7 protein-coding genes and 2 pseudogenes are annotated in these 7,595 nt (G+C 66.7%); 3 read left to right on the top strand and 6 right to left on the bottom strand.

What is annotated here, in order from left to right; genetic code table 11:
- The 4 genes from BLQ74_RS10115 to BLQ74_RS10100 all read right to left on the bottom strand — a co-directional run.
- Positions 1 to 1,442 (bottom strand): type VI secretion system Vgr family protein (locus BLQ74_RS10115; protein ID WP_139199051.1); only part of this gene is annotated, 1,442 nt, incomplete at its 3' end.
- A gap of 488 nt (positions 1,443 to 1,930) precedes the next feature.
- Positions 1,931 to 2,518 (bottom strand): YceI family protein, encoded by a 588-nt coding sequence (locus tag BLQ74_RS10110; RefSeq protein WP_090262420.1) that lies wholly within the window; start codon positions 2,516 to 2,518, stop codon positions 1,931 to 1,933.
- 39 nt (positions 2,519 to 2,557) lie between these two features.
- On the bottom strand, positions 2,558 to 3,115 hold the full coding sequence (locus BLQ74_RS10105) for a YceI family protein (RefSeq protein WP_090262419.1): 558 nt from the start codon (positions 3,113 to 3,115) through the stop codon (positions 2,558 to 2,560).
- A gap of 2 nt (positions 3,116 to 3,117) precedes the next feature.
- Complete coding sequence (locus BLQ74_RS10100) at positions 3,118 to 3,672, bottom strand: cytochrome b (protein WP_090262418.1); 555 nt, start codon at positions 3,670 to 3,672, stop codon at positions 3,118 to 3,120.
- Positions 3,673 to 3,791: 119 nt separating this feature from the next.
- Here BLQ74_RS10100 and BLQ74_RS10095 point away from each other — a divergent pair, with 119 nt between their 5' ends.
- Positions 3,792 to 4,697: a LysR family transcriptional regulator gene (locus BLQ74_RS10095; RefSeq protein ID WP_090262417.1), complete on the top strand. Its 906-nt coding sequence runs from the start codon at positions 3,792 to 3,794 to the stop codon at positions 4,695 to 4,697.
- A 116-nt stretch (positions 4,698 to 4,813) separates the two neighbouring features.
- The gene (locus tag BLQ74_RS10090) at positions 4,814 to 5,755 is read left to right on the top strand and encodes a CE1 family esterase (protein ID WP_090262416.1); all 942 of its coding nucleotides are present in this window, start codon (positions 4,814 to 4,816) and stop codon (positions 5,753 to 5,755) included.
- 24 nt (positions 5,756 to 5,779) lie between these two features.
- On the opposite strand, the pseudogene BLQ74_RS27680 reads toward BLQ74_RS10090, so the two are convergent.
- Together BLQ74_RS27680 and BLQ74_RS27675 are read right to left on the bottom strand one after the other, a co-directional pair.
- Positions 5,780 to 6,013 (bottom strand): annotated as a pseudogene (locus BLQ74_RS27680) (methyl-accepting chemotaxis protein); the annotation flags it as partial.
- Between the two features lie 12 nt (positions 6,014 to 6,025).
- Positions 6,026 to 6,412, bottom strand: a pseudogene (locus tag BLQ74_RS27675) (PAS domain-containing protein); the annotation flags it as partial.
- Between the two features lie 719 nt (positions 6,413 to 7,131).
- Between BLQ74_RS27675 and BLQ74_RS10080 the strand changes: the two are divergent.
- Entirely contained in the window at positions 7,132 to 7,476 is a 345-nt protein-coding gene (locus tag BLQ74_RS10080; protein WP_090262414.1) for a cupin domain-containing protein, read from the top strand.
- Positions 7,477 to 7,595: the final 119 nt, after the last annotated feature.

The raw sequence follows: 7,595 nt of genomic DNA, 5'->3' as shown, positions 1-7,595 counted from the left end.
TGGCTGTCGTGCAGGGCGTGGGCGATGTAGGGGCGGTCGGGGTCGCCCTGCTCGAAGGCCACCGCCACTTCGGTGCCGGCCAGCAGCGGCAGGTGCAGGCCGTGGGTGTCGCCGGCGTAGGGCCGCGCCAGGCGCAGCCAGAGGCTTTCCTGACCGGTTTTCCAGGTGTCGCGGTCGAACAGGAAGTGCACCTTGTAGCGGCCTTCCAGGTCGAGGTGGGCGTAGGGGTCGTTCTGCTGCGGGCTGCTGACCCGCGCGGGAACGGTGCCGGCGATGCGCGGCTTGGCCGGCAGCGGCGGACGGAAGCAGACGTTTTCCGAGTAAGGAATGGCCTGGAAGCTGGCCTCGAAGCTGCGGTCGCGCGCGGCACGGGTTTGCAGGTGGGTGATCAGCGCGCCCGGCGCGAAGGCGTGCGGTGCGCCGCCGGTGATCTTGAGTACCTGGCCCGGCGCCAGGCTGGCGCTGCTGCCGATGCCGCTGAGCCGGGTCTGGCCGTTGAGGTAGCGCTCGTGGCGCAGGCGCGCGTAGAAGTAGCCGCTTTCGCTTTGCAGGTCTTCGTCCTGGGCCTGCGGGTCGCCGAGCATGCGGTAGGGTTCGGCGTAGTGGTAGGCCTCGCCGTAGGTGGTCCTGGCGCCGCGGCTCTGGTCGATGTCGCCGTCGAGATAGGCGTTGGCGTCGCGGTGTTGGTAGCTGCGGATGCTGACGTGCTGCTCGACCACTTGGTGGCTGCTTTGCAGCCCCCACACGCCGTCCTGGCCGCTGCTGCTGGTGCCGGACGGCGGCCGGTACGGCAGTTCGACGTCGAACTGGTAGGCGCGCTGGTCGTCGTGGAATTCCACCACGTCGATCTGCAGGCGCTCGTCGCTAGTGAAGCGATACCAGATGCCGATCTCGGCCAGCAGACGCGCGATGAAGGCCAGGTCGCTTTCGTCGTACTGCATGACCTGCTCGCGCTTGGGGTACTCGCGGTGCAGGGCGAAGAGGAAATCCTGGCCTTCGAACCCATGCCGGCTGCGCAGGATGCCCTCGACGATTTCCGGCACCGACTGGTGTTGGTAGATGCGGTATTGCCGGCCATTGCGAAGCAGCGCCAGGCGCGGCTCCAGGGTGATTTCGTAGCGGGCCTCGTCGCTGGAGGCGGAGAGACGCCTGAAGCCGCTGACCACGCCATGCAGGGTGCGCAGCGGCTGGGCCGGGGGCAGGCTGAGGCCGCCGAATGGCAAGTTCTGCGGCGGCGCATGGAGGCTGAAACTGGCGTCTTGGCCGAGCAGCCGGTCGGCGCCGATATCGCGTTCGCTGGAGGTGAATTCCACGCGGTAGTTGAACGGCTGGCTCAGGCCCTCCTCGCCCTCGAAGGCCAGTACGTCGAGCCTCGCCTCGATGCCGCGAACGCGCAGCTTGTGCCGGCTGTGATCGAAGAAAGTACGCAGTTCGTCGAGCATGTCGCAGGGCCTCCGTGCACTCTTGGGGAGAGCCTCAGAGGCGTGCCGCGCAGGACTCGACGAAGGCGCTGCCATACCCGGATCAGATGGCCGGCTGGGCTCGGAGTCGCGATGGTTACAGCTCCGGCGCCGGGCTGTCTCTGGACCTATTCCGAGTACTGCGTAAGACGTTTCGCGCTCTACCTCGTCCGTGCCGGCAAACCGCTCCCTCAATGACGGCAGAGCCATCTGCAATGCCACAGTCCTCGTCTGGAAAAAGCGCTTGGCTCGGTGCGCGGGCGGGTCGTCGCTTCGCGTCGTCACAGCCGGTCAGGGAACGGACCGTGGCCGACAGCGGAAAGACAGTTGCGGGGGGATGGAGCGAGGGAGAAACCGGCATTGGCGCCGGTGGGAGGTGTCTGGCGCATCGAGGGCCGTTGCGGCGCCCGATACGAAGCCGCGCCGGGCGATGACGCCGGATCGGCGCCATCGCCCGGCAGGGCACGAACTCAGCTCTTGATCGCTTCCAGCGACACGCTGATGGTCACGTCGTCGCCGACGTTCGGCGCGTATTTGCCGGCACCGAAATCGCTGCGCTTGATGACCACGTGGGCATCGGCGCCGATGGCGTCTTTCTTCAGCATCGGGTGCGGCATGTTGACGAAGTTGGTCACGGTCAGGGTGACCGGTTTGGTCACGCCCTTGATGGTCAGGTCGCCGTCGATGGCCACCGGCTTGTCGCCGTCGAAGCGCACCTTGGTGGATTTGAAGGTGGCGGTCGGGAACTTGGCGGTGTCGAGGAAGTCGGCGCCCTGGATGTGGCCGTTGAAGGTGTCGTAGCCGGTGTCGACCGAGGTGGTGTCGATCACGATGTCGACCTTGGCGGTCTTCGCGGCCTTGTCGACGACGACGGTGCCGGTGGTCTTGTTGAAGCGGCTCAGCTGGGTCGACATGCCGAAGTGGCTGTAGGAGAAGCGCTCGAAGGTGTGGGTGCTGTCGACGGTGTAGGTTTCCGGGGCGGCCAGTGCGGAGGTCGCGGAGACGGCGGCGGCGCCGGCGATGACCAGTGCGGAAGTCAGTTTGCTCAATGCGTTCATGGTGAAGTCCTGTTGAGTCGGTGTTGTGGGAGGGATGTTTCAGTTGGCCAGCGCGGTGACGCGGACGTTGACCTTGATCTCGTTGGCGACCACATCGAAGGTGGACCAGTCGCCCTCGCCGATGGCGTAGTCGCCGCGGCGCAGGGTGAAGCTGCCCTCGAACACGCCGGCGTTGCCTTGTTCGGTGAAGGTGGCCGGGGCGACCAGGTCGCGGGTGGTGCCCTTGATGCTCAGCTTGCCCGCCACTTCGTAACGGTTGCCGCCGAGGGCCTTGACGCCGGTGACCTCGAAGCGCGCGGAGGGGAAGGACTGGGTGTTGAACCAGGACTTGCCGGTGACTTCGCTGTCGTTCTCCGGCGAGCCGGTATCGACGCTGGACAGGTCGACGTCGAGGGTCGCCTTGGTTTTTTCCGGCTGCGCGGGATCGAAGCTGATCTGCCCGGTGAAGGCCTTGAAGCGGCCGTCCATGGACACGCCCATCTGCTGGTAGGCGAAGGCGATGCTGCTCTTGTCCGGCTGGATCTTGGTGTATTCGGTGGCGAAGACCGCCGGCGTCACCCCGGCGGCCAGGGCGAGTGCGAGGGCAAGGCGTTTCATGTTCAGTTCTCCGTGAGGCGACGGCTGGCCGAGCGCGGCAGCATGCGCACGAGGATGTCGTCGCGGTCGATGAAGTGGTGTTTGAGGGCGGCGCCGACGTGGCCGAGCAGCACGCCGATCAGCGTCAGGTTCAGGCCCAGGTGGACGGTCAGCAGCAGGTCGCCGAGCGCCTTGTCGCGGCCGAGCAGATCGGGAATCGGCAGCACGCCGAACCAGACGGTCTGGAAGCCCTTGGCCGAACTCATCAGCCAACCGGACAGGGGAATCCCCAGCATCAGCCCGTAGAGCGCCAGGTGCCCGGCATGGGCGGCCCACTGCAGGCGCTTCGGCATGCTCGCCGGCAACGCCGGCGGCGGATGGCCGGCGCGCCAGGCCAGGCGGATCAGCACCAGCAGGAAGGTGCTCACCCCGGCCCATTTGTGCCAGGAGTAGAGTTTCAGCTTGGCCGGCGACAGCGGCAGGTCCTGCATATAGAAGCCCAGGCCGATCAGGCCGAGGATCAGGATCGCGATCATCCAGTGCAGCGTCTTGGCGGTGGCGGTGTATTGGCGGCTCATGTTCGATTCCCCGACGGAGGCCGAGCGTCGTGGGCATCGGCGGTCGGCGCACTCTACCCATGCGCACTGATGCTAAATAGAGGACAATCACGAACACTCTGTTGACTGGTAAATCAACAATGAACCGTTTCGATGCCATGAACCTGTTCGTCCGCGTCGCCGAACAGGGCAGTTTCTCGGCCGCCGCCAGCCAGCTCGGCGTGGCGCGCTCGGTGGTCACCCGGCAGATCGCCGCGCTGGAGGAACACCTGGGGGTCAAGCTGATGGTGCGCAGCACCCGCAGCCTGTCGTTGACCTCGGCCGGCAGCGCCTACCTGGAGAAGTGCCGGGCGATCCTCGATCTGGTGCAGGAAGCCGAGGCCGGCGTGATGGAGGAACGCCTGACGCCGAGCGGGCAACTGCGCGTCAGCCTGCCGCTCAGTTTCGGCCTGCGCCGGCTGGTGCCGCTGCTCCTGGAGTTCTCCCGCGCCTACCCGGAAATCAACCTGGCGATGGATTTCAACGACCGCCACCTGAACCTGATCGAGGAAGGCTTCGACCTGTCGATCCGCATCACCGGCCAGCTCGATCCGGGGGTGATCGCGCGCAAGCTCGCCACCTGCCGGCTGATCACGGTCGCCGCCCCCGAGTACCTGGCCCGCCATGGCCGCCCGCGGCACCCGGCCGATCTCACCGAGCATGCCTGCATGGGCTACTCGCCGCAGGCGAACAATCGCCCGCTGAACTTCCAGGTGGACGGCCACATGGAGTCCTTCTACCGCTCCTACCGTTTGCAGGCGAACAATGGCGACGTGCTGGCCGAAGCCGCCGCGCAGGGGCTCGGCATCACCATGCAGCCGGACTTCATCGTCGACGACTACCTCGCCGCGGGGAAACTGCAGACCGTGCTGGAGGACTTCGAGCCACCGGTCCTGGGGATCTACGCGGTGCTGCCGACCAACAGGTACATCCCCCACCGTGTGCGCCTGCTGATCGAGTTCCTGTCGAACAAACTGGCCGGCGCCCGCGCCGCCACGGAGCGCTGAGGCGGGTGCCGGGGCCCGGCGCGCTCGGCAAGGCTTTTGCAAGCGTATGACCCGTTTCCAGGCGCCACGGACTGAGCGCGCCCTGGGCTTGCCGTTGCCACAGCAGGAGAAATGAGATGAAGGAGATCAACGCGATAGCCGGCGGATTGCTGGCGGCCTGCCTGCTCGGCAGCGCCGTCACGGCCCAGGCCGGGCTTCTCGAACGCTGGCGCGAGCGCCAGGCCGAACGCCACGCGCAGCAAGCGCCGACGGACACGGCAAGCCATGCGCTGACCCTCGGCGGCCAGCGGCGCAGCTACACACTGCTGGATGGGCGCCACGGCTCTGGCCCCGCGCCGCTGCTGGTGGTCCTGCACGGCGGCGGCGGCAGTGGCGCCAACATGCTCGCGCACTGGAGCGCCATTGCCCGCCGCGAAGGGCTGATCGTCGCCGCCCCCGACGGCATCGGCCGGCAACCGCGAATGGGCACCTGGAACGCCGGCGGCTGCTGCGGCGAGGCGCTGGCGCAAGGTCTCGACGATGTGCAGTTCGTCAGCGCAGTGATCGACGAGGTGAGCCGTACCCTGCCGGTGGATCGCCGACGCATTTACATCGCCGGCTTTTCCAACGGCGGCATGCTCACCCATCGGCTCGCCATCGCCCTGGCCGAGCGCATCGCCGGCGCCGCCGTGGTGGCCGGTGCGCTGTTCGGCGACGAAGCCAGACCCAAGGCGCCGGTGCCCATGCTCATCCTGCATGGGCAGAAGGACCAGGTGGTCGGCTATGACGGCGGCATGAGCCCGACCGCCTTCGTCGCCCGCGCGCAGGCGAAACCCTTCGTGCCGGTCAGGCAAGCCGTGGAGTTCTGGCGTAGCGCCGATGGCTGTAGCACGCCCGCCGTCGTCACCAGGCAAGGCGACGCGCGGGTCGAGACCAGTCAGTGCCAGGCTGGCGCCGAGGTGCTGTTCTACAGCCTGGCCTCGCTCGATCACGCCTGGCCGGAGACGGCCGCGCCAGCCGGTGCAAGCATCGACGCCAGCGCGCTGATCTGGGCGTTCTTCCAGCGCCACGCGCGTTGAGCCGCGCGCTTAGCCCTGGTCCCGCTGCTTGAGCATCGCCTGGATGTGCAGCACCGAATCCTGGGTGCGCTTGGCCAGATTGCGCACCTCGTCGGCCACCACGGCGAACCCCCGGCCCTGCTCGCCCGCCCGCGCCGCCTCGATGGCGGCGTTCAGCGCGAGCAGGTTGGTCTGTTCGGCGATGCCCTTGATGACCCCGGCCATCTGGGAAATCTCGGCGTAGGTGTTCTGGATGCTGATGTTCTCGCGCTCGCGCAGGGCCTCCGCGGCTTTTTCGTCGGTGATGTCGCGGGTCGCCCCGGTGACGCGCAGGAGCACGCCGTTGGCGTCGCGCAGACAGCGCCCGCGCTCGCGGAACCACAGGTCGCCGCGGGTCTTGTGGCGCATGCGGTACTCGACGATATAGACCCGCTGCCCCGTGGGATCGGCCATCATCTCGGCGAAGGCCTGCATGACGCGCTTCTGGTCCTCGGCCTGGGTGATGGCGAAATAGCTGTCCCAGCCATCGGGAAACTCCTGGCGGTCGTAGCCGATCAGGGCACGGAACTGATCCGACCAGCGAATCACATTGGCCGGATGCTCGGGATCGCCATCGACCACGCTGAGATCCCAGCAGCCCTCGGTGAGGGTCTGCTTGGTCAATTCCCAGACCTGCATTTCTTCCATCAGCCCGGCGCGCTCGCGCTCGGCCACTGCGACGCGTTCTTCCGCGCGGTTCAGCGCATGCTCCAGCTCGACGCGCCTGGCCTGCTGCTCATCGAGCGCCGCCTGCAGGTCCTGCCGCTGGGGTTCATTGCTCGGCGGCGCAAGGGCCAACTGCTCGCGGAGCCTGGCCAGGTCCTCCTGCCAACGCCCCTGCACTTCGTTCAACACCTGAAAAAGCTCCGCGTGCCGGTTCAGCGCCGGATATTCGGACGGGCTCCGCCAATTCCCCGCCAACCATTGCCGACAGAGTTCCCGCAACTCCCCGGCCAGAGCCTTCGCGCCCTTAGCAAGCCACATCTCACGCCCCCTGCTGTCCCTGATTGAATCGTCTACCTGCAATCGTCATTGGCCATCCGCCGGCAGACAGGCCCTGCGCGGCGCGCTGTCTCCGCGGCCATGCCTGCCGTCACGGCCACGACCGCGGCGACAATGCGCGCAATCCGGCGCCAGCATTTACATATAAAACCATATCTTATGGTTAATTAAACGCCGCCCGCCAGCCCCCTGGCGTGTAAAGACCGGCGGCGGCCCTCGTCCGGGAGCCTCGAGGAGGACGGACAGAGCCGCCCGGCGCTTCGCTGGCAGGCATATAAAGGTCGAAACCAGGCAACTCCGCGGCAGCCATTGCCCCTATGGTGACCAGCCATTCATCCGATCGATCTGGAGCTGTCATGTCCGACTTCATCACCGTCCTGCGCGAAACCTGTCCGACTCCGGTGCTGGATGCCACCAAGTGGAAGCGCATCGCCGGCGATCCGCACACCGTCAGCCTGGTCGCCTACGTCTCGAAGGACGAAAGCAAGATCATGGGCACCTGGATCTGCACGCCCGGCAAGTACGAGGTGAACTACGAGAAGTGGGAGTTCTGCCACTTCCTCGACGGCTACTGCATCATTACCCCGGAAGGTGAAGAGCCGGTACATCTGAAAGCCGGCGATGTCTTCGTCATCGAACCGGGCCTGAAAGGCACCTGGGAAGTGGTGGAGACCGTTCGCAAGTACTTCGTTTTCGCCTGAGGCCCAGGCCGAAGAGGCCCGCTCGAAGGTCGCGCCGGGGCTGCGTCGACAGCTCCGCCGGCATTCGCGCGGGCCTTGTCGCGTCAGCCTTGGGCACACGCCCCTGCCTTGGTTTGAAT

Source organism: Pseudomonas panipatensis (genome assembly GCF_900099785.1).
Taxonomy (GTDB): domain Bacteria; phylum Pseudomonadota; class Gammaproteobacteria; order Pseudomonadales; family Pseudomonadaceae; genus Pseudomonas; species Pseudomonas panipatensis.
Note: the sequence above shows the minus strand (reverse complement) of the source record. Positions and strands in the feature narration are given on the sequence as shown.

Coding starts and splice junctions, on each gene's coding strand:
- BLQ74_RS10110 (WP_090262420.1), bottom strand. CDS start 2,518: ATGAACGCATTGAGCAAACTGACTTCCGCACTGGTCATCGCCGGCGCC.
- BLQ74_RS10105 (WP_090262419.1), bottom strand. CDS start 3,115: ATGAAACGCCTTGCCCTCGCACTCGCCCTGGCCGCCGGGGTGACGCCG.
- BLQ74_RS10100 (WP_090262418.1), bottom strand. CDS start 3,672: ATGAGCCGCCAATACACCGCCACCGCCAAGACGCTGCACTGGATGATC.
- BLQ74_RS10095 (WP_090262417.1), top strand. CDS start 3,792: ATGAACCGTTTCGATGCCATGAACCTGTTCGTCCGCGTCGCCGAACAG.
- BLQ74_RS10090 (WP_090262416.1), top strand. CDS start 4,814: ATGAAGGAGATCAACGCGATAGCCGGCGGATTGCTGGCGGCCTGCCTG.
- BLQ74_RS10080 (WP_090262414.1), top strand. CDS start 7,132: ATGTCCGACTTCATCACCGTCCTGCGCGAAACCTGTCCGACTCCGGTG.